Source organism: Pseudomonas sp., assembly GCF_030684895.1.
GTDB lineage: Bacteria > Pseudomonadota > Gammaproteobacteria > Pseudomonadales > Pseudomonadaceae > Aquipseudomonas.
The window spans coordinates 1-26,612 of the sequence record NZ_JAUXXP010000007.1; the positions used below are offsets into that span (position 1 = coordinate 1).

Consider the following 26,612-nt stretch of genomic DNA (forward strand, 5'->3'; position numbering starts at 1 on the left):
TTCCACGGCACCACCCGATCCATCTCGATCAGGAACAACTCTTTGCGGGTCTGCTTGCGCTTGCCGGCGTACTCGGCATCGGCGAAGGTCATCTGCTTCATCGGAAAACTCAGCGGGTGAAATCCGGGGTATTTTGCCAAAATCAGGAAGTCTTCTTCAGAATTTCCCTAAGCTTTTCCATAAGCGCCACAAAAAAGCCCCGCTGGTTGTGCCAGCGGGGCTTTTTTACGCCTGATTACAGCTTGCTGCTGAAATCACGCAGCTCGTCCTGAGCCTTTTCCTTGGTCCAGCCGTAGCGCTCTTGCAGCTTGCCGGCCAGGTATTCGCTATGGCCTTCGGCGACGTCCAGGTCATCATCGGTCAGGTTGCCCCAACGCTCCTTGATGCGACCATTGATTTGCTTCCACTTGCCTTTAATGATGTCAGCATTCATCTGCTTGTCCTCGTCGTTGAGTGGCGGCCAGGCCCATCAAAGCGCCTGGCACGCAGCCATGGATTACTGAGCGGTTTTCAGCGCTTCAGCGGCTACTGCTTTCACACCTTTGATCTCGCCGGCCTTGGCAATCGCCAAGTCACGCTCGACCGAGCTGGCCACAACCCCGGACAGTGCCACCACACCCTGGTTGGTTTCGACCTTGATATCGATGCCACTCAGGTTGCTGTCAGCCAGAAAGGTCGACTTCACTTTGCTGGTAATCCAGGTATCGGTTACCGCATCTTCTGCCTTATCCATGGTTTCACTGGCAGCCAGCATGACCGGTTGCACGGTCGGAGTGCCAGCAGCCAGAACCGGCCCGGCGAGCAGCACACTCAGGGCGGTAGCGGTCATGGCGGTTACGGCGAAATGCTTGATTGGCTTTTTCATAAATAATGCCTCCTGCGTGTACTGAACAATCTGCAAGCCACTACGAGCTGCAGTCTCCCCAGTACTATCGCAAGTGCTGTGCCAACCCATTAAAAGTAATTTTATATCTAAATATCAATAACTTAGATAAATACAAAAACAGCCTGAGTCGTGCAATCTGCATGTTGGGACTATCTGCACAAGGCATATTGCACGACAGCTGTTGCCCCACTGACGGCTCGGCTTTTCGCAGGCAAAAAAAGAGGGCCCCGAAGGGCCCTCTGTTCTGCGCTTAAGCAATCCGGCGATTAAACGCCCGACGCCTTGGCAGCAGCTACATCCTTGATCGACAGCTTGATACGGCCGCGGTTGTCCACGTCCAGTACCAGAACTTCAACTTCCTGACCTTCTTTGAGAATGTCAGTCACCTTCTCAACGCGAGCATCGCTCAGCATGGAGATGTGCACCAGGCCGTCTTTGCCCGGCAGGATGTTGACGAAGGCGCCGAAGTCGACGATGCGCTCAACCTTGCCGACGTAGATCTTGCCGATTTCAGCTTCAGCGGTAATACCCAGAACGCGCTGACGCGCAGCCTCGGCCGCTTCCTTGGTTTCGCCGAAGATCTTGATCGAACCGTCGTCTTCGATATCGATCGACGCCTTGGTTTCTTCGCAGATCGCGCGGATGGTTGCACCACCTTTGCCGATCACGTCGCGAATCTTGTCCTGGTCGATCTTCATCGCGATCATGGTCGGTGCGTTGGCCGACAGCTCGGTACGCGATTGCGCGATCACCTGGTTCATCTGACCGAGAATGTTCAGGCGTGCTTCCAGTGCCTGATTCAGGGCGATTTCCATGATCTCTTCGGTGATGCCCTGGATCTTGATGTCCATCTGCAGCGCAGTGACGCCATTGGCGGTACCGGCTACTTTGAAGTCCATGTCGCCCAGGTGGTCTTCGTCGCCGAGGATGTCGGTCAGAACGGCGAACTTCTCGCCTTCTTTAACCAAACCCATGGCGATACCGGCAACCGGCGCCTTCATTGGTACACCAGCGTCCATCAGCGCCAGGGAAGCACCGCAAACCGAAGCCATGGAGCTGGAACCATTGGACTCAGTGATTTCCGACACCACGCGAATGGTGTACGGGAACACGTCAGCAGCCGGCAACATAGCGGCGATGGAGCGACGGGCCAGACGACCGTGACCGATTTCGCGACGGCCAGTGGCGCCCATGCGACCACACTCACCAACCGAGTACGGCGGGAAGTTGTAGTGCAGCATGAAGGGGTCTTTGCGCTCGCCTTCGAGGGTGTCGAGCAGCTGTGCGTCACGCGCAGTACCGAGGGTGGCAACGACCAGAGCCTGGGTTTCGCCACGGGTGAACAGCGCCGAACCGTGGGTCTTGTCCAGTACACCGACTTCGATGTTCAGGCCACGCACAGTACGGGTGTCACGGCCGTCGATACGCGGCTTGCCGTTAACGATGTTCTCGCGCACGGTGCGGTATTCGATTTCGCCGAAAGCGTCTTTGACTTCGCCAGCTGAAGGCTGACCTTCTTCGCCGGAGAACTTGGCAACGATTTCAGTGCGCAGCTCACCCAGACGGGCATAACGCTCGTGCTTGACGGTGATGGTGTAAGCCTGGGAGATCGCCTCGCCGAACTCGCTACGGATAGCGCTCAGCAGTGCAGTGTTCTCTGGCTTGGCGGACCAATCCCAGGTCGGCTTGGCGGCTTCGGCAGCCAGTTCAGCAACCGCGTTGATCACAACCTGGAATTCGTCGTGAGCGAACAGTACAGCGCCCAGCATCTGGTCTTCGGTCAGCTCTTTGGCTTCCGACTCAACCATTAGCACAGCGTCTTTGGTACCGGCTACGACCATGTCTAGGCTCGAGGCCTTGAGCTGCTCGTAAGTCGGGTTCAGCAGGTAGCCAGTTTCCGGGTGGAAAGCCACGCGTGCAGCACCGATAGGGCCGTTGAACGGGATGCCGGAAATGGCCAGCGCAGCCGAAGTACCGATCATCGCAGCGATGTCTGGATCGGTCTTTTTGCTGGTGGAAATAACGGTGCAGATAACCTGCACTTCGTTTTGGAAACCTTCTGGGAACAGCGGACGGATCGGACGGTCGATCAGACGCGAGGTCAGGGTTTCTTTCTCAGAAGGACGTGCCTCACGCTTGAAGAAACCGCCGGGGATCTTGCCGGCTGCGTAGGTTTTTTCCTGATAGTGCACGGACAGCGGGAAAAAGCCTTTGCTTGGATCGGCAGTCTTGGCGCCGGTTACGGCGACCAGTACAGCGACGTCGTCGTCAACGGTGACCAGCACTGCGCCGGAGGCTTGACGGGCGATACGGCCTGTCTCGAGGGTAACGGTCGACTGACCGAACTGGAACTTCTTGATTACCGGGTTCACGGTGTTTTCCTTCTCTTTGTTGCCCTTGGGGAAAGCGTTTCTTGCAACCGTTCTATCACTGCAACGTGAACAAAACGGGTCTTGCAGAATGTGCGGGCGGTGACGGGTATCGGACCCGCTATCGTCCAAAACAGCTAAAGCAGAAAAGCAAAAGCTGGAAGCAGGGGCAAACCCCACTTCCAGCTTCGGCAGTCAGCTACGCGTAAGCATTGCTTAGCGACGCAGACCCAGGCGACCGATCAGGGCGCTGTAACGACTAACATCCTTGCCCTTCAGGTAATCCAGCAGCTTACGACGCTGGTTAACCATGCGGATCAGGCCACGACGCGAGTGGTGGTCTTTACCGTTGGCCTTGAAGTGGCCTTGCAGCTTGTTGATGTTGGCGGACAGCAGTGCAACTTGCACTTCCGGGCTACCGGTGTCGCCAGCAGCTTGCTGGTAGTCAGTTACGATTTGGGCTTTTTCTTCAACGCTGAGTGCCATGGGGCAATCCTCTCAGTTAGGCAACTGCCGAAACAGTCGCAATAGGCCGGGAATCGCTTCCCGTGTTTTTAAGTGAGGTATGACCGCGCCTATTAACAGCCACCCTCGATACACACAGACCAGAGCCGAAACCCCCTGCCTGCGCTACGGTCATGCCGACCGAATCAAACGACGCGGCGCAATGCGCCCGTCTTCGCTCACTTCACCGATACCGATAAAGCGACCATTGTGATCTTGCACCCGAACCATGCCGAACTTCGGCGCATCCGCGGCGCGTACCGGCTGCCCTTGCAGCCAGTAGAACGAACTGTGCTCGGAGAACTGCAGCAACGGCCAGTGTTGCAAACCGCTATCGACCGGTTGCAGGAACTGGTCAACCGCTTCGTTGCCGCCTTCGCCATGCACCCGCTCCAGCTCCTCGAGCGTTACGGTGCGGCTCAAATCGAAGGGGCCGGCCTTGGTTCTGCGCAGCTCTGCAACGTGTGCACCGCAACCCAGCAGGTGGCCGATATCTTCGACCAAAGTGCGGATATAGGTGCCTTTGCTGCAATCGACCGCCAGGCGCGCTTGCTCCGCCTCGCAGCCCAGTAATTCCAGGCGCGCAATAGTAACAGAACGCGGCTCGCGCTCCACTACTTCACCGGCACGGGCCAGCTTGTAAAGTGGTTGGCCGTCGCGCTTGAGCGCCGAGTACATCGGCGGTATCTGGCTGATTTCACCACGAAAACCGGGCAGAACCGCTTCGATATCGGCGCGACCAACGGTCACCGGGCGGCGCTCCAACACTTCACCTTCGGCATCGGCCGTAGTGGTGGTGACGCCAAGTTGCATCAGGGTTTCGTAGCCTTTGTCGGCATCCAGCAGGTACTGGGAAAACTTGGTCGCCTCACCGAAACACAGCGGCAAGACACCAGTGGCCAGCGGATCGAGGCTGCCGGTGTGCCCGGCCTTCTCGGCATTGAGCAACCAACGCACCTTCTGCAGTGCAGCGTTGGAGCTGAAACCTTTCGGTTTATCCAACAGGATGATGCCATCGACGGCACGACGAATACGTTTGACCTGGGCCACGCGCTTACTCCTTGGCCTCGGGTTCATCACCGTGCTGACGGTCTTCGCTGACTGCACGCTCGATCAGGGCCGACAGCTGCGCACCGCGAATCACGCTTTCGTCGTAATGGAAACGCAGGTTCGGCACGCTGCGCAGCTTCATCGCGCGGCCCAACTGCATACGCAGGAAGCCGCTGGCATCGTTGAGCACCTTGATGCTCTGCACGACAGGATCAACACCCTCTTCCGGCTCACCACCCATAACGGTGACGAACACCTTGGCATGGCTGGAGTCGCGGCTGACTTCCACCGCAGTGATGGTCACCAAGCCACCAAGGCGCGGGTCTTTGATTTCCAGGCGGATCAACTGCGCCAGTTCGCGCTGTATCTGGTCGCCGATGCGCTGGGCCCGGCTAAATTCTTTGGCCATTTCTACTACCTTCACTCGTCACGCAGCTCAAAAAGCAGCGGACCTAAAAGCGGCAAACGCCCGGCCGCGCAGAAGCGGGGCCGGGCGCTGCATGTTGCGACTCGTGCTTACAGGCTACGAGCCACTTGGACTTTCTCGAACACTTCGATCTTGTCGCCGACCTTAACGTCGTTGTAGCTCTTCACGCCGATACCGCACTCCATGCCGTTACGCACTTCGGAGGCATCGTCTTTGAAGCGACGCAGAGATTCCAGCTCGCCTTCGAAGATCACCACGTCGTCGCGCAGTACGCGGATCGGACGGTTACGGTGAACCGTACCTTCAACCACCATACAACCGGCAATCGCACCGAACTTAGGCGAACGGAACACGTCACGCACTTCGGCAATACCCAGGATGTTCTCGCGAACATCGCTGCCGAGCATGCCGGTCAGCGCTTTCTTGACGTCTTCGATGATGTCGTAGATCACGTTGTAGTAACGCATATCCAGACCTTCCTGCTCGACGATCTTGCGCGCACCAGCATCGGCACGCACGTTGAAGCCGAACAGTACAGCGTTGGAGGCCAGCGCCAGGTTGGCATCGGACTCGGTGATACCACCGACGCCGCCACCGACCACACGCACTTGCACTTCATCGTTACCCAGGCCGCCGAGCGAGCCCTGCAGTGCTTCCAAGGAACCACGGACGTCAGATTTGAGGACGATGTTGAGCGTCTTCTTCTCTTCCTGGCCCATGTTCTCGAAGATATTTTCCAGCTTGCCAGCGTGAGCACGGGCCAGTTTCACTTCGCGGAACTTGCCTTGACGGAACAGCGCGACTTCGCGGGCTTTCTTCTCGTCAGCCAGCACGCTCATATCATCGCCAGCTTCCGGCGTGCCATCCAAGCCAAGAATCTCGACAGGAATCGACGGGCCGGCTTCTTTAATCGCCTTACCGTTTTCATCGAGCATGGCGCGAATACGGCCGTAGTTGGAACCGATCAACACCATGTCGCCTTGACGCAGGGTACCGTCTTGAACCAGTACGGTCGCAACTGGACCACGTCCCTTATCAAGACGCGACTCAACTACCACACCACGACCCGGAGCTGACGGCGTAGCTTTCAGCTCAAGCACTTCGGCTTGCAGCAGTACAGCTTCGAGCAGGTCATCAACACCAGTACCGACTTTCGCCGACACCGATACGAATGGCGTATCACCGCCCCACTCTTCCGACGTCACACCGTGTACCGACAGTTCGCTACGGATGCGATCGAGGTCGGCACCCGGCTTGTCGATCTTGTTCACCGCAACAACCAGCGGCACACCAGCCGCCTTGGCGTGCTGAACGGCTTCAATGGTCTGCGGCATTACGCCGTCGTCCGCTGCAACCACCAGAATCACGATATCGGTCGCTTTGGCACCACGGGCACGCATCGCGGTAAACGCGGCGTGGCCTGGGGTGTCGAGGAAGGTGACCATGCCGCGTTCGGTTTCTACGTGGTAAGCACCGATGTGCTGGGTGATACCACCGGCTTCGCCAGCAGCCACCTTGGCACGACGAATGTAGTCGAGCAGCGAGGTTTTACCGTGGTCAACGTGACCCATAACGGTAACAACCGGCGCGCGGGCAAAGGTCTCGCCTTCAAACTTCAGCGATTCAGCCAGGGAATCTTCCAGAGCCGTGTCGCTGACCAGGGTAACCTTGTGGCCCAGTTCCTCAGCAACCAGCTGGGCAGTTTCCTGATCCAGAACCTGGTTGATGGTCGCCGGGGTACCCAGCTTGAACATGAACTTGATGATTTCAGCGGCTTTGACCGACATCTGCTGAGCCAGATCGCCCACAGTGATGGTCTCGCCAATCTTCACTTCACGCACGATCGGACCCGTCGGGCTCTGGAAGCCGTGAGCATTACGCTTCTTCAGCTTGGCCTTGCCACGACCGCCACGACGGAAGCTGTCGCTTTCCTCGTCGATAGAGCGCGGGGCAACACGTGGTGCTGGGGCCTTTTCCTTGACGGTCGGACGATGCTGGGTGGTTTTACGCTCACCACCACGACGATCGGCATCATCATTGCGCGCTTTATCTGGGCGGCGCGGCTCATCTTTCTTGCGCTCGTCTGCCGCAGGAGCAGCCATTACCGGCAACTCAACCGCTACAACCGGAGCCGCTTCAACGACCGCTTCGCCAGCAGCAGGTGCAGGGCGCAGCGCTTCTTCTGCGGCGCGACGCTTGGTTTCTTCGTCAGCTTTCGCCTTGGCAGCCTCAGCTACCGCGCACTGCTCAGCCAGCTCACGCTGCTTTTCAGCTTCGATTTCTTCAGCGCTGCGCTTGACGAAGGTTTTCTTCTTGCGCACTTCGACGCTGATGGTCTTGCTGCCAGCAACCCGCAGGGTGCTGGTAGTTTTGCGCTGCAAGGTAATCTTGCGCGGCTCTTCTGTCTTGCTGTCGCCGTGACTGCTCTTGAGATGGGCCAACAGGGCCTGTTTCTCACTGTCGGTCACTGCTTGCTCGGCACTTTTGTGCGGCAAACCTGCCTCACTCATTTGCTGCAGCAGGCGTTCAACCGGCGTATTGACCACTTGGGCCAGTTCTTTAACCGTGACTTGCGTCATGCATTTCTCTCCTCAGGCCGCAACTGCTTACTCGAACCAATGGGCTCGGGCGGCCATGATCAACTTGCCGGCTCGCTCAGCGTCGATACCGTCGATGTCGAGCAGGTCATCAATCGACTGCTCGGCCAGGTCTTCGCGGTTAACAACGCCGCGCACTGCCAGTTCATGCGCAAGCGCCTTATCCATCCCCTCAAGCGAGAGCAAGTCTTCGGCTGGGTGGGCATCTGCCAGCTTTTCCTCGTTGGCGATGGCTTTAGTCAGCAAGCGATCTTTGGCACGGGCGCGGAGCTCGTTGACGATATCCTCGTCAAAGCCATCAATGCTGAGCATTTCTTCCATCGGTACGTAGGCAATTTCTTCAAGGCTGGTGAAGCCCTCTTCGACCAACACCTGGGCCAGTTCTTCGTCGACTTCCAACTCGTCGATAAAGCGCTGCAGGATGTCGCCTGTTTCAGCTTGCTGCTTGGCCTGGATGTCCGCTTCGGTCATCACGTTCAAGGTCCAGCCAGTCAACTGACTGGCCAAACGCACGTTCTGACCGCCGCGGCCAATGGCCTGAGCAAGGTTGTCTGCGCCAACGGCGATGTCCATGGCATGGGCATCTTCGTCGACGATGATGGCTGCAACTTCGGCTGGCGACATGGCGTTGATCACGAACTGCGCGGGATTGTCATCCCACAGCACGATGTCCACACGTTCACCCGCTAACTCACCGGAGACTGCCTGCACGCGCGAACCGCGCATGCCAATACAGGCACCTTGCGGGTCGATACGCTTATCTTTGGAACGCACAGCCAACTTGGCGCGCGAACCTGGGTCACGAGCCGCGCCCATAACCTCAATCAGCTCTTCAGCGATTTCTGGCACTTCGATGCGGAACAGCTCGATCAGCATTTCCGGTGCCGTGCGCGAGAGGATCAACTGCGGGCCGCGGTTCTCGGTGCGAATTTCCTTGAGCAGGGCGCGCAGGCGCACACCAACACGGAAGGTTTCACGGGAGATGATGTCTTCGCGCGCCAACATGGCTTCAGCGTTGTTACCCAGATCAACGATCACGCTGTCACGGGTAACTTTCTTCACGGTGCCGGAGATGATTTCACCCAGGCGCTCGCGGTAAGCCTCGACCACCTGAGCACGCTCAGCTTCGCGGACTTTCTGCACAATTACTTGCTTGGCGGTTTGCGCGGCAATACGACCGAACTCGATGGAGTCGATTTTCTCTTCCAGCACGTCACCAACTTTGGCGTTGGCTTCGACTGCGCGCGGCATGTCAGTGGTGACCTGGTGTGCAGGATCATCAAAGTCAGCTTCTTCAACCACTGTCCAGCAGCGGAATGTTTCGTAGTTGCCGGTCTGACGATTGATCGCCACACGCAACTCAACTTCATCTTCAAAACGCTTCTTGGTAGCGGTGGCCAAAGCCAGCTCCAGCGCCTCAAAAATTACGCTCGCCGGTACGCCCTTTTCGTTGGATACCGACTCAACAACCAGCAGTACTTCTTTGCTCATCGTACGCCTCGCCTTTCGCAATCCATTGGATCCGCGCTATCCGCGCCACTTGCGGGGGATCCGCGTCTCAATCAAACCTGGGGATAATGTTGGCCTTGTCGATCATGTCGATCGGCAACAGGAACTCGTGGTCATCCACCTGCACTACCACGTCCTGCTCTTCCACACCGCGCAGAAGGCCCTGGAAGTTGCGTCGACCTTCAAAAGGCGAACGCAGCTTGATCTTCACTTGTTCACCGGCATGGCTGGCAAACTGCTCAATGGTGAACAGCGGCCGATCCATACCTGGCGAGGACACCTCAAGGGTGTACTCAGCGCTGATCGGGTCCTCGACATCGAGCACACCGCTGATCTGCCGACTGACAATTTCACAGTCCTCGATCAACACGCCGTCAGGCTGTTTATCAATATAAATTCGCAGCAGAGAATGCCGCCCTTGTGACAGGAACTCGACACCCCAGCATTCGTAGCCAAGAGCCTCGACTACCGGAGCCACCAAGGCCTGCAACTGTTCTAGCTTGCTCGACACCTGAACCCCTCGCGCATGCTGTAAAAATAAAAAATGGGCGAATCGCCCATCATCAAACCGCCCTCTAAAGGCCGGCAAAGCTGTCGCCCAGCTAGCAAAAAGCCCCTTAAAAGGGGCTCCTCTGCAACTCAATGCGGGGGCTGGCTTTACCCAGCCAGCTTCGGATTAAACATCCGAGGAGCGACCTTGCTGCTCAATCCCACATCAAAGCTGGGGCCGGATTATACGACTGAACCTTAACCAGGGTCAATCGACGCTCCAGCAACAAGAAGGCCCGCATCGAGCGGGCCTTCTTGAAAATTGGTACCGAGAAGGGGACTCGAACCCCTACAGCCTATGGCCACTACCACCTCAAGGTCGCGTGTCTACCAATTCCACCACCTCGGCAAAATCGTTTGTTGCGTACAACCTACTGCGTATTACCGCTGCTCAGGAGCCTGAGGTACGTCCGCCGCTTCGGAAGCCGGCTTAGCTGCATCAAGAACAGGTACATCTTCAACAGCTGGCTTAGCCTGTTGTACTTCCAGGACTGCTGGATCAGGCAAACCAACCTGAGCCATACCATCAGCTTTTTCTTTAGCAAAGTAGCCTAAGCCCAAGCTAGTCATGAAAAAAGCGGTGGCAAGTATAGCAGTAACGCGACTCAGAAAGGTAGTAGTTCCTTGACTACCGAAAACGGTAGAAGAAGCACCCGCACCAAAAGAAGCGCCTGCATCCGCACCTTTACCCTGCTGCAGCAAAACCAGCGCAACAACACCGATAGCACCCAGCAGATGAAGAACAACGATAACTGTTTCCAGCATTTCTTTAGCTTCCTGCGGCGCGACAGATCGCACCGAACTCATCCGCATTCAGAGAGGCCCCACCCACAAGCCCCCCATCGATATCCGGCATACCGAACAACTCGGCTGCACTGACGGCCTTGACACTGCCGCCATAAAGAATTCTTACCTTGCGCGCCAAACCAGGGCTTTTCGCCGCCAGCTGCGCACGAATTGCCGCATGCACTTCTTGCGCTTGCTCTGGCGATGCGGTCAGACCAGTACCAATGGCCCAAACCGGCTCATAGGCAATGACTGCACGCGCAAACACCTCAACACCCAACGCATCGGTTACCGCAGACAACTGCGCAGCAACCACTTCAAGCGTCTGCCCCGCCTCACGCTGAACCAGGGTCTCTCCGACACACAGCACCGGAAGCAAACCTGAAGATTGCGCCGCCGCAAATTTGCGCGTCACAACTTCATCACCCTCACCCAACAGCGATCTACGCTCGGAGTGACCTACCAGCACCAGCGAACAGCGCGCATCATGCAACTGACTTGCTGCCACCTCACCCGTCAAAGCACCTTGCTGCGCTTCGGCCGCACAATCTTGCGCACCTACCGCAACAGCCTTGCCCGCCAGACCATCAATCACCTGAACAAGATGCAAACAAGACGGGAAAACCGCTACATCTACATCAGCAGGCAACACCTGCTGCTTGAGACCGTTGATCAGCTCTGCAACGCTGGCGCGGGTACCGTGCATTTTCCAGTTACCAGCAACCATTGGGCGACGCATGCTTTACCTCGTCGGTCAAAGAGGGCGCAGATGTTACCCAACAGCTACCCGACTGGCAAGCCGAATCAAGCACATACATCCGCAACAACTTTAGCCAATTCATCGGCATAGCCGCGCACCTGGCCTTCATCGTCACCCTCGACCATGACGCGCACCAATGGCTCGGTGCCGGATTTGCGCAGCAGCACCCGACCACGCCCAGCCATTTGCTCGGTTACCCGCGCACTAGCCTGCTGCACGGCTGGATGTTCCAGCGGATCAACACCACCGGTAAAGCGTACGTTTACCAGTACCTGCGGGCACTTCTGCATCCCTAACCGCGCCTCACCCAGGGTTTGCTCACGACGCTTGAGCGCCATCAGCACCTGCAGTGCAGCGATAATTGCATCACCGGTCGTGGTGTGCTCGAAACACACCAGATGACCGGAATTCTCTCCACCCAGCTGCCAGTTGCGCGACAGCAACTCGGCAATCACGTAGCGGTCACCGACCTTGGCACGTACAAACGGAATGCCCAGATCAGCCAGAGCCAACTCCAGCCCGAGGTTGCTCATCAGGGTGCCTACCACCCCGCCCTGCAGCTTGCCGCGCTCCAACAGGTCGCGAGCAATGATAAACAGCAGCTCATCACCATCCACTACGGCGCCGGAGTGATCGACCATCAACACCCGATCCGCATCGCCATCGAAGGCGATGCCCAGATCAGCCTGCTGCGCCAGTACTTCAGCCTGCAGCGCTTCGACGTGGGTCGAGCCGCAGTTGTCATTGATATTCAAGCCATTGGGCTGCGCCGACAAAACAGTTACCTGAGCGCCCAACTCGCGGAATACGCTTGGCGCCACCTTGTACGCCGCGCCATGGGCGCAATCGACGACGATCTTCAGCCCGGCAAAATCGGTACTGCTCGGCACACTGCTCTTGCAGAACTCGATATAGCGCCCGGCAGCATCGTTGATTCGCGAGACCTTACCCAACTGCTCGGACTCCACCACCGTCATCGGCTGATCGAGCAACTCCTCGATCATCAGCTCGATCTCATCCGGCAGCTTGGTGCCCTGCCCCGAGAAGAATTTGATGCCGTTGTCGTGATGCGGGTTGTGTGAGGCACTGATAACGATCCCGGCCTCGGCATGAAAGGTACGGGTCAGGTAGGCGATGGCCGGTGTCGGCATCGGGCCGAGCAGCATCACATCTGCACCAGCCGCAGACAGGCCCGCCTCGAGGGCAGACTCGAACATATAGCCGGAGATGCGCGTGTCCTTGCCGATCAGAATGCGGCACTTGCCCTGCTTGCGAAACGCCATCCCGGCCGCCCAGCCGAGCTTGAGCATGAATTCCGGGGTAATAGGGAAGTCACCGACACGCCCACGAATACCGTCAGTACCAAAATATTTTCTACCCATCCCACACTTCCTTCTAACTTATTCGGCCGCTTCAACTGCGGCGATCATCCGTACTACATCAACTGTTTGCGCCACATCGTGGACCCGCAGGATGTGCGCACCCTTGCTCAGCGCCAACGCAGCCAAGGCCAGGCTGCCATACAGGCGCTCACCGACTTCATGCCCCAATACCTTGCCGATCATACTCTTGCGCGACACCCCGACCAGCAAAGGCCGACCCAACGCATGCAACACCTGCAAATGCTTGAACAGTGAAAGATTGTGCTCCAGGGTTTTCGCAAAGCCGAAACCCGGATCAAGAATGACGCGCTCAGCGCCAATCCCCGCCGCCGCACAGGCCGCAAGGCGCTCAAGGAGAAACTCGCGCACCTCGACCACCACATCAGGGTACTGAGGATTTTGCTGCATGGTGGTTGGCTCGCCACGCATATGCATCAGGCATACCGGCAAACCGCTATCCGCTGCCGCATCCAAGGCACCGTCACGCTGCAGTGAGCGCACGTCATTGATCAAGCCCGCGCCCAGTCGCGCAGTTTCGCGAATGACCGCTGGCGTTGAGGTGTCCACCGAGATGATCACATCCAGCTCGCGCGCAATGGCCTCGACGACCGGCGCAACCCGCTCCAGCTCCTCAACCGGAGAAACCGCGCGAGCGCCAGGGCGCGTCGACTCACCACCGACATCAATCAATGTCGCCCCCGCCTGCAGCATCGCCTCGGCATGGCGCAAAGCCGCATCACGCTGGCCATAGCGCCCACCATCGGAGAATGAGTCGGGGGTTACGTTAAGGATGCCCATCACGTGCGGACGGCTTAAATCAAGAAACCGGCTGCCACAGGGCAGCCGGTCAAAGGTTGGTGCAACAGGCATGGAAAACCTTAAAGCTCGGCGGCTGGACCACCAATTGGTTTCTCTGTGGACTCAGCGACCTCAACGGGCGCCGTCGGCGTGCCGTTATTGTCGTCACCGCCCTGCCAGCCTTTCGGCTCGCGCGGCGCGAGACCATTCATGATGTCCTCGATCTGCTCGGCATCGATGGTTTCGTACTTCATCAGCGCTTCAGCCATCGCATCAAGCTTGTCGCGATTTTCCTGCAGCAGGCGCTTGGCGGTGCCGTAGCACTCATCGATGATGCTGCGCACTTCCTGATCGATCAGCTTGGCGGTATCGGCAGAGACGTTGCTCTGGTTACTGCCCATGCTGCGACCGAGAAAGACTTCACCCTCTTCTTCCGCATACATCAGCGGGCCGAGTTTTTCCGACAAGCCCCACTTGGTGACCATGTTCTTGGCCAATTGGGTGGCGCGCATGATGTCGTTGGACGCACCGGTGGTAACACCATCAAAGCCCAGAGTCATTTCCTCGGCGATACGGCCACCGAACAACGAGCAGATCTGACTGGTCAACGCACGCTTGCTCAGGCTGTAACGATCTTCCTCTGGAAGGAACATAGTCACACCCAGAGCGCGACCGCGCGGAATAATCGACACCTTGTAGACCGGGTCATGCTCGGGCACCAGACGCCCGACAATCGCGTGACCAGCTTCGTGGAAGGCGGTGTTGAGCTTTTCCTTGTCCGACATGACCATGGTTTTGCGCTCGGCACCCATCATGATTTTGTCTTTGGCCAGCTCGAACTCTTTCATCTCGACCACACGCTTACCGGCACGGGCAGCGAACAGCGAGGCCTCGTTGACCAGATTAGCCAGGTCGGCGCCGGAGAAGCCCGGCGTACCGCGCGCAATCACGGCCGGGGCAACATCTTCGCCCATCGGCACTTTACGCATGTGGACCTTGAGAATCTGCTCGCGGCCACGGATATCCGGCAAGCCAACCACGACCTGACGGTCGAAACGACCTGGGCGCAGCAGTGCCGGGTCAAGCACGTCTGGACGGTTGGTGGCGGCAATCACGATGATACCGTCGTTCATTTCAAAGCCATCCATCTCCACCAGCAACTGGTTGAGGGTCTGCTCACGCTCGTCGTGACCACCGCCCATACCAGCACCACGATGGCGACCCACGGCGTCGATCTCGTCGATAAAGATGATGCATGGCGCGTGTTTCTTGGCCTGCTCGAACATGTCACGTACACGGGATGCACCGACACCGACGAACATCTCGACGAAGTCCGAACCGGAAATGGTAAAGAACGGAACCTTGGCTTCGCCAGCAACCGCCTTGGCCAGCAAGGTTTTACCGGTACCGGGCGAGCCCACCATCAGTACGCCGCGCGGAATACGCCCACCGAGGCGCTGGAACTTGCCCGGGTCACGCAGAAATTCGACCAACTCGCTGACTTCTTCCTTGGCCTCGTCGCAACCGGCGACGTCAGCAAAGGTGGTCTTGACCTGATCTTCCGAGAGCAGGCGCGCCTTGCTCTTGCCGAAGCTCATCGGCCCGCCTTTGCCGCCTGCACCACCTTGCATCTGGCGCATAAAGAACATGAACACGGCGATGATCACCAGAATCGGGAAGCTGGCCACCAGCAACTGAGTCCAGATGCTCTGTTGCTCAGGCTGCTTGCCGACGATCTCGACGTTGTTGTCCATCAGGTCCTTGATCAGGCCATTGTCCTGAATCGCCGGACGCACGGTCTCGAACGATGAACCATCGGTACGGGTACCGCTGATGATGAAACCATCCACCGTCACCCGCTTAACGCCGCCATCCTGAACCTGCTGGATAAACTGCGAATAGTTGAGTTTGTTCGACTCAGTCGGGCTGGAAAAATTGTTCATCACCGTCACCAAGACGGCGGCGATGATCAGCCACAGGACCAGATTCTTTGCCATGTCGTTCAATTAGCTACCCTCTGAAGCAGGCCCCGTGTCGAAGCGCGCTTCGCATGACGACCAGTTATGTACCGATCTAACTTACTACACAACGCCCACACCTGGCAGACGCCGTCTGTAACCCTTTATTTGCTTGTGCGCCTGCGGCGGCAATGCGCCAGGCTCAGACGTCCGGCTGACCGCGGAAACCACGCGCCAGCATATATTGCTCACGAGAACGGTCGCGTGAGGACAGCGGCTTGCGCATCTGCACCTTGTCGAACAACTGCCGCACTTGCTTGTGGTACAGATCAAAGCCTTCACCCTGGAAGATCTTGATCAGAAAATCACCACCCGGACGCAGCACCCGAGTCGACAAATCCAGCGCCAGTTCACACAGGTACATCGCGCGCGGCTGATCCGATTCCCTTACCCCACTCATATTGGGGGCCATATCGGAAATCACAAGGTCTACCGGCTTATTACCGACAGCCTCGAGGATCTGCGCGAACACCGCATCGTCGGTAAAGTCGCCCTGGATAAAGGTGACATCAGGGATGCTGTCCATCTCCAGAATATCTGACGCGATCAACCGTCCTTTGTCACCGATCACCCGACTGGTGACCTGCGACCAGCCGCCCGGCGCAGCGCCCAGATCGACTACAGTGATGCCAGGCCTGAGGATGCGATCCTTCTCCTGAATCTCCAGCAGCTTGTAGCTGGCGCGCGAACGATAGCCATCCTTCTGCGCCATTTTGACGTAGGGGTCGTTGAAATGCTCTTTCAGCCAACCTTGACTGGTCTTGGAACGGGCCACGCAATACCTCGAATGTGCAACGCATGAATATCTGGGCGGCCCCGAAGGCGCTCGGGTAAACTAACCGCCGTTTTTTACCAGATTAAATGCAGGAATCAGATTATGCCGCTCACTCAAGAGCAGAAGAAACAATTCAAATCTATCGGCCACCATTTGAAGCCTGTATTGATCGTGGCTGACAATGGTCTGACCGAAGGTGTGCTGACTGAACTGGAACGCGCACTGAGCGATCATGAACTGATTAAAGTGCAATTACGCATCACTGAGCGTGAAGACCGCCTCGCGGCCATCAATGAACTGTGCAAAGCCGGCAAAGCCGAGCTGGTTCAGGTGATTGGCAAAATGGCGCTGATCTACCGCAAGAACCCGAAAGTGAACAAGAACCTGTCTAACGTTCACCGTCATCACGGCTGATTGATCAGCCGTTGCAAGGCGCGCTCAGCGCCTTTGCAACCCACCTACCCTGCCCAATCTCGCTGCTTAGCGCTTGTGCCTGAGCTTTTGCGGCACCGGCTGCAATACCAGTAACAACCCGCAAAATGCCACAACCAGGTAACTGAACATCAACCACCGTTCAGCCTCGGGTAGCAGTTGGCGCACCGCAAAGTAACTGCCCGCCATCGCCCCTACGACCAATAGCAATTGCCCGCGGGGATCACGCCACAAACTGGCCAGACGCTCGGCGCGAACCAACACCAGCACCTGCAACCCAGCGCATACCGCCGCCAGACCAATCAGCAAGGGCCGCAAGGTATTGCTGATTTCCTCAACCAGCAACGAGGCCAGGCCGATCTTGGCAATTGCCGGCAACAGCAGAAAGTGCAGCAACCAGAGGCCGCCAACCCAAAGCGTTTGAGCCAGCAGCCAACTGATCGCACCAGCATCCCGCGTACCGGGCTTAGAGATGGCGAACCTCAACAATCTCATACTCCAGCGCACCGCTCGGGGTCTGCACCACCACCACGTCACCTTCGTTCTTGCCGATCAGGGCACGCGCGATAGGTGAGCCGACGGAAATCTTGCGCTGCTTGATGTCCGCCTCGTCCTCACCGACGATCTGGTAGGTCACGCTTTCATCGGTTTCGCAGTTGGCGATTTCCACGGTGGTACCGAAAATCACCTTACCGGTGTGTTCGATGGTGGTGACATCAATGATTACCGCATTCTGCAGACGACCTTCGATATCCCGCACCCGTGCTTCAACCATGCCCTGCTGCTCGCGCGCGGCATGGTATTCGGCGTTCTCCTTGAGGTCACCTAGCTCACGCGCAGTGCCGATGTCCTGACTGAGCTTGGGGCGTACCACCTTGGTCAGATGCGCGTGTTCTTCCTCCAGGGCGCGAGCGCCCTGGACGGTCATAGGGTATTTGATCATGCCTTGATTCCTGCATGCAGATCCTGCAGCCGGCGCACGGTCTTCTCGGGACCGAACTTCAGCGCTTCACAAATCGCCTGACCCGCCGCAATGGTGGTGGTGCAGTAGATCTTGTGCTGCAGAGCGTTACGACGAATGGAGTAGGAGTCAGCGATGGACTGACGACCTTCGGTGGTGTTGATGATCAGGGTAACTTCGTCATTCTTGATCATGTCGACCACGTGTGGACGGCCTTCGGTGACTTTGTTCACGCGGCGCACTGGCAAGCCAGCGGCTTCGATCAACTTGGCAGTACCGGCGGTTGCCACCACCTCAAAGCCCAGCTCGATCAGGTCGCGAGCAACGCCAGCCACCAACGGCTTATCGTCATCACGCACACTGATAAAGGCCACGCCGGCGTTCGGCAACACTTCGCTGGCACCCATTTGCGCCTTGGCAAAGGCTTCGCCGAAGGTATCACCCACACCCATCACTTCACCGGTGGATTTCATTTCTGGGCCGAGGATCGGGTCGACGCCTGGGAACTTGGCGAACGGGAACACCGCTTCCTTGACGCTGAAATACGGCGGAATGATTTCCTTGGTGTAACCGGCATCAGCCAGCGACTTACCCGCCATGACGCGCGCGGCCACCTTGGCCAGCGAGACACCGACGCACTTGGAGACAAACGGCACGGTACGCGAAGCGCGTGGGTTCACTTCGATGACGAAGATGTCCTCGCCCTGCACGGCCATCTGCACGTTCATCAGACCCACCACATTGAGTTCCAGGGCCATTTTCTTGACCTGCTCGCGGATCTCGTCCTGGATGTGCATCGGCAGCGAGTATGGCGGCAGCGAGCAGGCCGAGTCACCGGAGTGCACGCCGGCCTGTTCAATGTGCTGCATGATCGCGCCAATCACCACGGTTTCGCCGTCGCACACCGCATCCACGTCCACTTCGATGGCGCAGTTAAGGAAGTGGTCGAGCAGCACCGGGCTGTCGTTGGAGACTTTTACCGCTTCGCGCATATAACGTTTGAGCTCGTCTTCCTGGTAGACGATTTCCATCGCCCGGCCGCCCAGTACATAGGACGGACGCACCACCAGCGGGTAACCGATGGTCTTGGAGTGCGCCAGGGCTTCATCTTCGCTGCGCGCAGTGGCGTTGGCCGGCTGACGCAGGCCAAGGCGCTGAACCATCTGCTGGAAACGCTCGCGGTCTTCGGCGCGATCAATGGCGTCAGGGCTGGTGCCGATGATCGGCACGCCGGCTTCTTCCAGGGCGCGGCAGATTTTCAGCGGGGTCTGCCCGCCGTACTGCACGATCACACCTTTCGGCTGCTCGACGCGGACGATTTCCAGCACGTCTTCCAGGGTTACCGGCTCGAAGTACAGACGGTCGGAAGTGTCGTAGTCGGTGGAGACGGTCTCCGGGTTGCAGTTGACCATGATGGTCTCGTAACCGTCTTCACGCAGCGCCAGCGCGGCATGTACGCAGCAGTAGTCGAACTCGATGCCCTGACCGATACGGTTCGGCCCGCCGCCGAGAATCATGATCTTGTCGCGGCTCGACGGGTTGGCTTCGCACTCTTCCTCATAGGTCGAGTACATATAAGCCGTGTCGGTAGCGAATTCGGCGGCGCAGGTGTCGACGCGCTTGTACACCGGCAGCACTTTCAACTTGTGGCGCTGGCTACGCAGGGTCTTTTCGGTCACGCCCAGCAGCTTGGCCAGACGGATATCAGAGAAGCCTTTGCGCTTGAGCTTGTACATCGCGTCACGGTCGATACTGGACAGTGCCAGGGTCTTGATCCGCTCTTCGTCCTTGATCAGGTCTTCAATCTGCACCAGGAACCATTCATCGATATTGGTCAGCTCGAAGACTTCGGCCACGGTTTTACCGGCACGGAAGGCATCGCCGATGTACCAGATGCGGTCAGCGCTTGGTACGGTCAGCTCACGGCGCAGCGTGCTTTCGACTTCTGGATCGGCCAGATCGAGCATCGGATCGAGACCCGAAACACCGACCTCCAGACCGCGCAGGGCTTTCTGCAGGGATTCCTGGAAAGTGCGGCCAATGGCCATGACCTCACCAACCGACTTCATCTGCGTCGTCAGGCGAGCGTCGGCTTTCGGGAATTTCTCGAAGGCGAAACGCGGAATCTTGGTCACGACGTAGTCGATGGCCGGCTCGAACGAAGCCGGGGTGCGGCCGCCGGTGATGTCGTTGGACAGCTCGTCGAGGGTGTAACCGACCGCCAGCTTGGCGGCGATCTTGGCGATCGGGAAGCCGGTGGCCTTGGAGGCCAGCGCCGAGGAACGCGACACACGCGGATTCATCTCGATCACTACCATACGGCCAGTGTTCGGGCAGATACCGAACTGCACGTTGGAGCCGCCAGTTTCCACGCCGATCTCGCGCAGTACCGCCAGAGAGGCGTTACGCAGGATCTGGTATTCCTTGTCGGTCAGGGTTTGTGCCGGAGCCACGGTGATCGAGTCACCGGTGTGCACGCCCATCGGGTCGAAGTTTTCGATGGCGCAGACGATGATGCAGTTGTCCTTCTTGTCGCGGACCACCTCCATCTCGTATTCCTTCCAGCCGATCAGCGATTCGTCGATCAGCAGCTCGCTGGTCGGCGACAGATCCAGGCCGCGGGCGCAGATCTCCTCGAACTCTTCACGGTTGTAGGCGATACCGCCGCCGGTGCCGCCCATGGTGAAGGACGGACGGATGATGCAGGGGAAGCCAACCTTCTCCAGCACGCCGTAGGCTTCTTCCATGTTATGTGCGATGCCGGAAACCGGGCAGGCCAGACCGATGTCTTTCATCGCCTTGTCGAAGCGCGAGCGGTCTTCGGCCTTGTCGATGGTGTCGGCATTGGCACCGATCATCTCGACGCCGAATTTTTCCAGAATGCCGTGTTTTTCCAGGTCCAGTGCGCAGTTCAGCGCGGTCTGGCCGCCCATGGTCGGCAGCAGCGCGTCCGGGCGCTCCTTCTCGATGATCTTGGCCACTGTGGACCACTTGATCGGCTCGATGTAGGTGGCATCCGCCATAGCCGGGTCGGTCATGATGGTGGCGGGGTTGGAGTTGACCAGGATGACGCGGTAGCCCTCTTCTTTCAGCGCTTTACACGCCTGGGCACCGGAATAGTCGAACTCGCAGGCCTGGCCGATAACAATCGGGCCAGCGCCGAGGATCAGGATGCTTTTAATGTCTGTACGCTTTGGCATGTTATCTCTCGAATCCTTGGGTCAGTCGGCGAGTCATCTTGAGAGTTACTGCGCGCTGCCTGGGCTGCGTTGCGCGGTACTCACTTCCTCGCCGTACTGACATGTACTGTCTCGTCGTTGCGTTCCGGGCGCCTTGCCCAGACATCGCTCGCTACACTCTCCAGACGACTCGCTCTATTGCCGCTTGGCCATTGCTTCGATAAAACGGTCGAACAGCGGCGCCACATCGGCAGGGCCGGGGCTCGCTTCGGGGTGACCCTGGAAGCTGAACGCGTCCTTGTCGGTGCGCTCGATACCCTGCAGGGAACCGTCGAACAGCGACTTGTGGATGGCGCGCAGGTTGCTCGGCAGCGTGGCTTCGTCCACGGCAAAACCGTGGTTCTGGCTGGTGATCATCACCACGCCGGTTTTCAGGTCTTGCACCGGGTGGTTGGCACCGTGGTGGCCGTGGCCCATTTTCAGGGTCTTGGCACCGGAGGCCAGAGCCAGCAGCTGATGGCCGAGGCAGATACCGAATACCGGGATATCGGTTTCCAGCACATCCTTGATTGCCTGGATGGCGTAATCGCAAGGCTCGGGATCGCCAGGGCCGTTGGACAGGAACACACCATCGGGATTCAGCGCCAGCACATCGCTAGCAGGCGTCTGCGCCGGCACTACAGTTACGCGGCAACCACGCTCAACCAGCATGCGCAGGATGTTCCACTTAACGCCATAGTCGTAGGCAACCACGTGGTGCGGCAGCTCGCTGGCCGGGATTTGCGGGTGACTGTCGTCTTGTAGATTCCACACACTGGAGCGCCACTCGTAGCGCTCGGTGCAGCTGACCACTTTGGCCAGGTCCATGCCTTTCAGGCCGGGGAAGCTGCGCGCCAGTTCCAGGGCTTTTTCTTCGGTGGCGTCATCACCGACCAGAATGCAGCCGTTTTGCGAGCCTTTCTCGCGCAGGATGCGGGTCAGGCGGCGGGTATCGATACCGGCGATGGCGACGGTGCCGTTTTCCTTGAGGTATTCATCCAGTGGCTGCTTGTTGCGCCAGTTGCTGGAGGTCAGCGGCAGGTCACGGATAATCAGGCCAGCGGCCCATACGCGATTGGACTCGGCGTCTTCCGGCGTGGTGCCGGTGTTGCCGATGTGCGGATAGGTCAGGGTGACAATCTGCTGGGCATAGGAAGGATCGGTAAGGATTTCCTGATAGCCGGTCATGGCGGTGTTAAAAACCACCTCACCAATAGTCTGGCCATCGGCACCGATGGCCTCGCCGCGAAAAATGCTGCCATCAGCAAGAGCCAAAATGGCAGGTTTAAGGGCTGGCTTACTCAAGAAAACCTCCAAAAATCAAAACGTGAAGCAAACGCAGATTGTAAAAAAGCGGGATGACGTATCGACCGTCACCCCGCTTTTTTATCTGATTCATTCTGCGCAACTTTAGTGGACACACTAAAGCAGAAAGCTTACAGGAAACTGCCTTTTTGGTCCACCGCCAGTTGCGCTTAAGACCCAGACAAAAAGCACTCCTGCGACAGAATGCCTCAGTTAAGCCCCAGAACGTCCTGCATGTCGTACAGACCAGGCTTGCGTTCCTGCAGCCACAACGCCGCGCGCACCGCGCCTTTGGCGAAGGTCATGCGGCTCGATGCCTTGTGGGTGATTTCCACGCGTTCGCCATCGGCGGCGAACAGTACGGTGTGATCGCCGACTACATCACCGGCACGCACGGTGGCAAAACCGATGGTTTCGCGCTCGCGCGCACCGGTCTGGCCTTCACGACCGTAGACGGCGACTTTCTGCAGATCGCGCCCCAACGCATTGGCCACCACTTCACCCATGCGCAAGGCGGTGCCAGACGGCGCATCGACCTTGTGACGGTGGTGCGCTTCGATGATTTCGATATCCACATCATCACCGAGCACCCGCGCCGCAGTATCCAGCAACTTCAGGCACAGATTGACGCCGACACTGAAGTTGGCAGCAAACACGATGGAAATCTGCTTGCCGGCATCACTCAGCAGCTGCTTTTCCTCTGGGGAAAAACCGGTAGTACCGATCACCATGGATTTGCCGGCCTGGCGGCAGATTTCCAAGTTTTTCAGGGTAACCGATGGATGAGTGAAGTCGATCAGCACATCGAACTGATCGAGCACCGCACTCAGATCGCCTGCCAGGTTGACGCCAATCTTGCCCTGCGCCACCAGTTCACCGACGTCGGCACCGACCAGGCTGCTGTCGGCACGATCAATCGCCGCGCTCAGGCTTGCGCCATCGACCAGCTGCACAGCCTCGATCAGGGTCTTGCCCATGCGCCCGGCGGCGCCCATCACAGCAATACGTTGCATAGCTATCAGCTCCAAGCTGTCGCCCCAGGCTGCAGCCGCCGCTTAGCGACCGCGCAGCCTGTCAGCGGGATTTACAGGTCGCCAAAGAAGCGCTTAACGCCCTCGAACCAGCCATTGGCCTTCGGCGAATGCGAGCTGTCGCCTTCCAGGGTCTTGCGGAACTCATCGAGCAGTTCGCGCTGACGCTTATCCAGGTGCACCGGGGTTTCCACCGCCACCTTACACATCAGATCGCCCGCACCACCGCCACGCACGGGCGCCACGCCCTTGCCGCGCAGGCGGAACATCTTGCCGGTCTGGGTGCCTTCCGGGATCTTCAATTTGACCCGACCATCCAGAGTCGGCACTTCCAGCTCACCGCCCAGCGCCGCATCGGCAAAGCTGATTGGCACTTCGCAGTACAGGTGCTTGCCGTCGCGCTGGAAGATCGCGTGCTCGCGCACATTCACCACCACATACAGATCGCCCGCCGGGCCGCCCATGGCACCCGCCTCGCCTTCGCCGGATAGACGGATACGGTCGCCGGTATCGACACCCGCCGGCACTTTCACCGACAGGGTCTTGTGTTCCTCTACCCGGCCGTGGCCGTGGCAGGAGCCGCAAGGGTCGGTGATCATCTTGCCGCTGCCGTGGCAACGCGGGCAGGTCTGCTGCACCGAGAAGAAGCCTTGCTGCATGCGCACCTGGCCAATACCGCCACAGGTGGTACAGGTCACCGGCGTGGTGCCCTTCTTCGCGCCCGAGCCATCACAGGGTTTGCAATTGACCAGCGTCGGCACACGAATAGTCACCGTAGTGCCACGCACCGCTTCTTCCAGATCCAGCTCCAGGGTGTAACGCAGGTCACTGCCACGCTGCGCGCCACCGCGTTGACCGCCACGGCCGCCACCACCGAAGAAATCGCTGAATACATCGCCGAAGATATCGGAGAAGTTCGCCCCGCCTGGGCCGCCACCGCCGCCACCCATCTGCGGATCGACACCGGCATGCCCGTACTGATCGTAAGCCGAACGCTTGGCCGCATCGGAGAGCACTTCGTAAGCCTCGTTGGCTTCCTTGAACTTCTCTTCCGAAGCTTTATCGTCAGGGTTACGGTCCGGGTGGTACTTCATGGCCAGACGGCGGTAGGCTTTTTTCAGCTCCGCTTCGCTGGCACCGCGCTCGACACCGAGCACTTCGTAAAAATCGCGTTTAGCCATAAGTCTTCAACACCTTTAAATCGTCTACTCCAGACACGCCAACGCGGGAGCAAGCTCCCGCGCGGCGGATCATGCCGAACGCGACTCGCGTCGCGCCCGGCCAGAGCGGCATAAGCTTGCGCCTATTTACTTGTTGTCTTTGACCTCTTCGAACTCAGCGTCGACCACGTCGTCGCCTGCGTCCTTGGCTTGCTCAGCATCCGGGGCTTGCGCACCTTGCTGCGGCTGCTCGGCATACATCTTCTGCGCAAGTGGTGCGGTCACTTCGGACAGCGCGGTCATCTTGGCATCGATTTCAGCCTTGTCGTCGCCCTTCACTGCTACTTCCAGCGCGCTCAGCGCCGCTTCGATAGCAGCCTTCTCGTCAGCAGTAGCCTTGTCGCCAGCTTCGGTGATCATCTTGCGGGTGGCGTGCACCAGCTGATCCCCTTGGTTGCGTGCGGTCGCCAGCTCTTCGAACTTGCGATCTTCCTCGGCGTTGACTTCGGCGTCACGGACCATCTGCTGAATTTCTTCTTCAGACAAACCGGAGTTGGCCTTGATCACGATGGACTGAGTCTTGCCAGTGGCTTTGTCTTTCGCACCCACATGCAGAATGCCGTTGGCATCGATATCGAAGGTCACTTCGATCTGCGGCACGCCACGCGGCGCTGGCGGAATCTCGGCCAGGTCGAACTTGCCCAGGGACTTGTTGCCGCTGGCCTGTTTGCGCTCGCCCTGCAGCACGTGAATGGTCACAGCGCCCTGGTTGTCGTCTGCAGTCGAGAACACTTGCGATTTCTTGGTTGGAATCGTGGTGTTCTTTTCGATCAACGCAGTCATCACGCCGCCCATGGTTTCGATACCGAGGGTCAGCGGGCTAACGTCGAGCAGCAGCACATCTTTAACATCACCCGACAGTACCGCGCCCTGAATAGCAGCGCCCATGGCCACAGCTTCGTCCGGGTTAACGTCTTTACGGGCTTCTTTACCGAAGAACTCAGTGACCAGCTTCTGCACCAACGGCATACGGGTCTGGCCACCGACCAGGATCACGTCGTTGATCGCGCCAACGTCGATACCGGAGTCTTTCAGCGCAATACGGCAAGGTTCGATGGTGCGCTGAACCAAGTCTTCTACCAGCGCTTCAAGCTTGGCGCGGGAGATTTTTACGTTCAAATGCTTAGGACCGCTGGCGTCTGCTGTGATGTACGGCAGGTTCACGTCGGTCGAATTGCTCGAAGACAGTTCGATTTTGGCTTTTTCAGCGGCTTCTTTCAGGCGCTGCATGGCCAGCGGATCACCCTTGAGGTTCATGCCGCTTTCTTTCTTGAATTCGTCAACGAGGTAGTCGATCAAACGAATGTCGAAGTCTTCACCACCGAGGAAGGTGTCACCGTTGGTGGCCAACACCTCGAACTGGTGCTCACCATCAACTTCGGCGATTTCGATTACGGAAACGTCGAAGGTACCGCCACCCAGGTCATAAACGATGACAGTGTGGTCACCCTTAGCCTTGTCCATACCGTAAGCCAGAGCGGCTGCGGTCGGCTCGTTGATGATGCGCTTGACGTCCAGACCGGCAATACGGCCGGCGTCTTTAGTGGCCTGACGCTGGCTGTCGTTGAAATAGGCCGGCACGGTGATCACCGCTTCGGTCACCGCTTCACCGAGGTAGTCTTCGGCGGTTTTCTTCATCTTTTTCAAGATTTCAGCCGAGATTTGTGGCGGCGACATTTTCTGGCCGTTCACTTCAACCCAAGCATCACCGTTATCTGCCTTGGAAATCTTGTACGGCACCATCTGGATGTCTTTCTGCACGACTTCTTCGTCAAAGCGACGACCGATCAGACGCTTCACCGCATACAGGGTGTTGTGCGGATTGGTCACTGCCTGACGCTTGGCCGACTGGCCAACCAGGATCTCGCCATCATTTGCGTATGCAATGATCGACGGCGTGGTGCGCGCGCCTTCGGCGTTTTCGATAACTTTGGCGACACCGTTTTCCAGAACCGAGACGCAGGAGTTGGTGGTCCCCAGGTCGATACCAATAATTTTGCCCATCTTTACTCTCCCGAAACTTTGATAATCCCGC

At 58.2% G+C, this 26,612-nt stretch carries 23 protein-coding genes, 1 tRNA gene and 1 pseudogene; 1 reads left to right on the forward strand and 24 read right to left on the reverse strand.

All coding sequences use genetic code 11. From position 1 onward, the window contains the following. The 17 genes and pseudogenes from Q8M42_RS01005 to rlmE all read right to left on the reverse strand — a co-directional run. Positions 1-101: pseudogene (locus tag Q8M42_RS01005) on the reverse strand (IS5/IS1182 family transposase); the annotation flags it as partial. A gap of 134 nt (positions 102-235) precedes the next feature. Then, positions 236-433: a CsbD family protein gene (locus Q8M42_RS01010; protein WP_257777519.1), complete on the reverse strand. Its 198-nt coding sequence runs from the start codon at positions 431-433 to the stop codon at positions 236-238. 63 nt (positions 434-496) lie between these two features. Beyond that, entirely contained in the window at positions 497-865 is a 369-nt protein-coding gene (locus tag Q8M42_RS01015) for a BON domain-containing protein (RefSeq protein WP_304870946.1), read from the reverse strand. A gap of 287 nt (positions 866-1,152) precedes the next feature. Further along, positions 1,153-3,258, reverse strand: coding sequence for a polyribonucleotide nucleotidyltransferase (pnp, locus tag Q8M42_RS01020; protein WP_304870948.1), 2,106 nt, complete (start codon positions 3,256-3,258; stop codon positions 1,153-1,155). A gap of 213 nt (positions 3,259-3,471) precedes the next feature. Further along, positions 3,472-3,741 carry a 30S ribosomal protein S15 gene (rpsO, locus tag Q8M42_RS01025; protein WP_275961681.1) on the reverse strand — a complete coding sequence of 90 codons (270 nt, stop codon included), beginning with the start codon at positions 3,739-3,741 and terminating at the stop codon, positions 3,472-3,474. A 150-nt stretch (positions 3,742-3,891) separates the two neighbouring features. Continuing rightward, positions 3,892-4,809, reverse strand: a complete 918-nt coding sequence (truB, locus tag Q8M42_RS01030; RefSeq protein ID WP_304870951.1) for a tRNA pseudouridine(55) synthase TruB — start codon at positions 4,807-4,809, stop codon at positions 3,892-3,894. A 4-nt stretch (positions 4,810-4,813) separates the two neighbouring features. After that, the gene (rbfA, locus tag Q8M42_RS01035) at positions 4,814-5,218 is read right to left on the reverse strand and encodes a 30S ribosome-binding factor RbfA (protein ID WP_304870953.1); all 405 of its coding nucleotides are present in this window, start codon (positions 5,216-5,218) and stop codon (positions 4,814-4,816) included. A 107-nt stretch (positions 5,219-5,325) separates the two neighbouring features. Further along, entirely contained in the window at positions 5,326-7,815 is a 2,490-nt protein-coding gene (gene infB / locus Q8M42_RS01040; protein WP_304870955.1) for a translation initiation factor IF-2, read from the reverse strand. Between the two features lie 27 nt (positions 7,816-7,842). Further along, entirely contained in the window at positions 7,843-9,324 is a 1,482-nt protein-coding gene (gene nusA, locus Q8M42_RS01045; RefSeq protein WP_304870957.1) for a transcription termination factor NusA, read from the reverse strand. Positions 9,325-9,391: 67 nt separating this feature from the next. Continuing rightward, positions 9,392-9,853: a ribosome maturation factor RimP gene (rimP, locus tag Q8M42_RS01050; protein ID WP_298183512.1), complete on the reverse strand. Its 462-nt coding sequence runs from the start codon at positions 9,851-9,853 to the stop codon at positions 9,392-9,394. A gap of 301 nt (positions 9,854-10,154) precedes the next feature. Next, positions 10,155-10,240: transfer RNA gene (locus tag Q8M42_RS01055), tRNA-Leu, on the reverse strand. 32 nt (positions 10,241-10,272) lie between these two features. Continuing rightward, complete coding sequence (gene secG / locus Q8M42_RS01060; RefSeq protein ID WP_304870959.1) at positions 10,273-10,656, reverse strand: preprotein translocase subunit SecG; 384 nt, start codon at positions 10,654-10,656, stop codon at positions 10,273-10,275. A gap of 4 nt (positions 10,657-10,660) precedes the next feature. Continuing rightward, a complete protein-coding gene (tpiA, locus tag Q8M42_RS01065) occupies positions 10,661-11,416 on the reverse strand; it encodes a triose-phosphate isomerase (RefSeq protein WP_304870961.1) in 756 nt (251 codons plus the stop codon). 65 nt (positions 11,417-11,481) lie between these two features. Further along, positions 11,482-12,819, reverse strand: coding sequence for a phosphoglucosamine mutase (gene glmM / locus Q8M42_RS01070; RefSeq protein WP_304870963.1), 1,338 nt, complete (start codon positions 12,817-12,819; stop codon positions 11,482-11,484). An 18-nt stretch (positions 12,820-12,837) separates the two neighbouring features. After that, positions 12,838-13,689 (reverse strand): dihydropteroate synthase, encoded by an 852-nt coding sequence (gene folP / locus Q8M42_RS01075; protein WP_304870965.1) that lies wholly within the window; start codon positions 13,687-13,689, stop codon positions 12,838-12,840. A gap of 8 nt (positions 13,690-13,697) precedes the next feature. Next, complete coding sequence (gene ftsH / locus Q8M42_RS01080; RefSeq protein WP_090255974.1) at positions 13,698-15,614, reverse strand: ATP-dependent zinc metalloprotease FtsH; 1,917 nt, start codon at positions 15,612-15,614, stop codon at positions 13,698-13,700. A 163-nt stretch (positions 15,615-15,777) separates the two neighbouring features. After that, on the reverse strand, positions 15,778-16,410 hold the full coding sequence (gene rlmE / locus Q8M42_RS01085; RefSeq protein ID WP_304870968.1) for a 23S rRNA (uridine(2552)-2'-O)-methyltransferase RlmE: 633 nt from the start codon (positions 16,408-16,410) through the stop codon (positions 15,778-15,780). Between the two features lie 102 nt (positions 16,411-16,512). On the opposite strand from rlmE, the gene yhbY reads away from it, so the two are divergent. Beyond that, positions 16,513-16,824, forward strand: a complete 312-nt coding sequence (yhbY, locus tag Q8M42_RS01090; protein ID WP_275961692.1) for a ribosome assembly RNA-binding protein YhbY — start codon at positions 16,513-16,515, stop codon at positions 16,822-16,824. A gap of 66 nt (positions 16,825-16,890) precedes the next feature. Here yhbY and Q8M42_RS01095 read toward each other — a convergent pair whose 3' ends face one another. The 7 genes from Q8M42_RS01095 to dnaK form a co-directional block, all read right to left on the reverse strand. Beyond that, positions 16,891-17,337 carry a DUF4149 domain-containing protein gene (locus tag Q8M42_RS01095; RefSeq protein WP_304870970.1) on the reverse strand — a complete coding sequence of 149 codons (447 nt, stop codon included), beginning with the start codon at positions 17,335-17,337 and terminating at the stop codon, positions 16,891-16,893. Beyond that, positions 17,309-17,785: a transcription elongation factor GreA gene (gene greA / locus Q8M42_RS01100; RefSeq protein ID WP_304870973.1), complete on the reverse strand. Its 477-nt coding sequence runs from the start codon at positions 17,783-17,785 to the stop codon at positions 17,309-17,311. The genes Q8M42_RS01095 and greA overlap by 29 nt, the downstream gene beginning before the upstream one ends. After that, positions 17,782-21,003, reverse strand: coding sequence for a carbamoyl-phosphate synthase large subunit (gene carB / locus Q8M42_RS01105; protein WP_304870975.1), 3,222 nt, complete (start codon positions 21,001-21,003; stop codon positions 17,782-17,784). Before carB ends, greA begins: the two co-directional genes overlap by 4 nt. 174 nt (positions 21,004-21,177) lie before the next feature. Beyond that, complete coding sequence (gene carA, locus Q8M42_RS01110; protein WP_304870977.1) at positions 21,178-22,326, reverse strand: glutamine-hydrolyzing carbamoyl-phosphate synthase small subunit; 1,149 nt, start codon at positions 22,324-22,326, stop codon at positions 21,178-21,180. Between the two features lie 209 nt (positions 22,327-22,535). Next, a complete protein-coding gene (gene dapB, locus Q8M42_RS01115; RefSeq protein WP_304870980.1) occupies positions 22,536-23,339 on the reverse strand; it encodes a 4-hydroxy-tetrahydrodipicolinate reductase in 804 nt (267 codons plus the stop codon). Between the two features lie 71 nt (positions 23,340-23,410). Further along, positions 23,411-24,538, reverse strand: a complete 1,128-nt coding sequence (gene dnaJ, locus Q8M42_RS01120) for a molecular chaperone DnaJ (RefSeq protein WP_304870982.1) — start codon at positions 24,536-24,538, stop codon at positions 23,411-23,413. A gap of 126 nt (positions 24,539-24,664) precedes the next feature. Further along, the gene (gene dnaK / locus Q8M42_RS01125; protein ID WP_305282994.1) at positions 24,665-26,581 is read right to left on the reverse strand and encodes a molecular chaperone DnaK; all 1,917 of its coding nucleotides are present in this window, start codon (positions 26,579-26,581) and stop codon (positions 24,665-24,667) included. Positions 26,582-26,612 lie beyond the last annotated feature (31 nt).